This window comes from Escherichia sp. Lx600-2 (assembly GCF_036662595.1).
GTDB classification, from domain to species: Bacteria; Pseudomonadota; Gammaproteobacteria; order Enterobacterales; family Enterobacteriaceae; genus Escherichia; species Escherichia coli.
On sequence record NZ_JAYQWM010000221.1, the window covers coordinates 1 to 1475 of the forward strand.

The 1475-nt window shown below is 39.7% G+C and carries 4 protein-coding genes; 1 reads left to right on the forward strand and 3 read right to left on the reverse strand.

Features of this window, described 5'->3' with window-relative positions:
- Positions 1–117: tail fiber assembly protein (locus OQV04_RS24580; RefSeq protein ID WP_042967941.1), on the forward strand; the 117-nt coding region annotated here is incomplete at its 5' end.
- A gap of 97 nt (positions 118–214) precedes the next feature.
- On the opposite strand, the gene OQV04_RS24585 is transcribed toward OQV04_RS24580, so the two are convergent.
- The 3 genes from OQV04_RS24585 to OQV04_RS25400 form a co-directional block, all read right to left on the reverse strand.
- A complete protein-coding gene (locus OQV04_RS24585) occupies positions 215–805 on the reverse strand; it encodes a recombinase family protein (protein WP_000086522.1) in 591 nt (196 codons plus the stop codon).
- 316 nt (positions 806–1121) lie between these two features.
- The gene (ydfK, locus tag OQV04_RS24590; protein ID WP_000836768.1) at positions 1122–1355 is read right to left on the reverse strand and encodes a cold shock protein YdfK; all 234 of its coding nucleotides are present in this window, start codon (positions 1353–1355) and stop codon (positions 1122–1124) included.
- Between the two features lie 68 nt (positions 1356–1423).
- Positions 1424–1474, reverse strand: a complete 51-nt coding sequence (locus OQV04_RS25400) for a hypothetical protein (protein WP_432276844.1) — start codon at positions 1472–1474, stop codon at positions 1424–1426.
- Position 1475: the final 1 nt, after the last annotated feature.

The window sequence follows — 1475 nt, forward strand, 5'->3', positions numbered from 1 at the left end:
GAAATCGCAACGGAGGAAGAAACCTCATTGCTGGAAGCCTGGAAAAAGTATCGGGTGTTGCTGAACCGTGTTGATACGTCAACTGCACAGGATATTGAATGGCCAGCACTGCCGTAGGGTAAAACATATAAATTCTATAATTAGATGTATCTTTCCATTTACGGCAAGGAAGGGGGCTTGGAAGACGTAAAGCATCTCACACCGAGATTATTTTTTATATGTCAGGTGTCTGAAGTTTTGCTTTGGCTCTTAAAATGGTTTGCCGCGAGGTTTTGAATTCCCGGGCAATGGCACTTATACTTACACCTGACTTAATTCGTTCGAATACCACCTGTTTCTGTTCTTCATTTAACACAGGTGGTCGACCAAAACGTTTCCCTGCGCCGCGGGCTCTTACTATCCCGGAATGAGTGCGTTCAAGTAAAAGGTCTCGTTCAAATTCAGCGACTGCTGAAATTACGTGCATCATCATTTTTCCTGTTGGACTGGTCAGGTCAATGCCCCCCAATGCTAAGCAATGCACTCTGATACCTGTTTCGGTCAGTTGTTCCACTGTTTTCCTGATATCCATTGCATTACAACCAAGGCGATCCAGTTTTGTCACAATCAATTGATCACCACATTTCAGGCGAGCAAGCAACCGGTTAAAACCAGGACGCTCACTGGTTGCTGCTGAGCCGCTAATGTGTTCTTCGATTATTTGCTGAGGTTTGATTTTAAAACCTGCACTTTCGATTTCCCGGCGTTGATTTTCGGTGGTCTGATCCAGCGTTGATATCCGACAGTAAGCAAAAATTCGAGACATAGTGAGACTCTATACGAAATTGGTGTTCATATCATAATGCATCTCAGAAAATAATTTTGATTATTTTTGTGCATATTTGTATGTACACGTTCGAAAATAAACGAATGCGTATGCAACCCCGTAACTTTGGTGAGACCCAAAATCGATTTTGTGAAAAATGGCTTTAACTCGGTTTGTTTTTCGAGTTCCGGGCGGACTCAAGGAAGAAGAATAGTGTTGCGTGTTATTTTAACCAGATTTCAAGTTGTTTGCTCGTGGAAAAGTGGAGCAAAATGTTGTTAAAGTGGAAAAATGATAAAAAAGTAAGTTTATTATATTACATTTTACCATTTAAATTTTGGTTGTCTTTAAGAACTGATATCGCTGTTTGTAATAATTCTTTGTTATCCAGCCATGATTTTTTCTTTATGTTTCCTTCAATGTAATCAAGCAATGTTCTGGTATTGATAGGTCTTCCCTGTTTTGCTACTTCCACTACAGCATCCCCTAGGATAATTCTTACTTCAGGAAGCTGCGCAGGGAACCACTTTAGGGTGTCTTTTGATTTCATGAAGATATTCCTTAAAATATTATTGATTTTCATTGCGATATTGTATGTCTGATTCAGGATATGTTGACTTATACATCGGTTTTGTCTGGGTTATTGGATATGCCAATCCCTAATTTTATT

Excerpts from the sequence above, each read along its gene's own strand:
- ydfK (WP_000836768.1), bottom strand. The coding sequence starts at position 1,355 with ATGAAATCAAAAGACACCCTAAAGTGGTTCCCTGCGCAGCTTCCTGAA.
- OQV04_RS24585 (WP_000086522.1), bottom strand. The coding sequence starts at position 805 with ATGTCTCGAATTTTTGCTTACTGTCGGATATCAACGCTGGATCAGACC.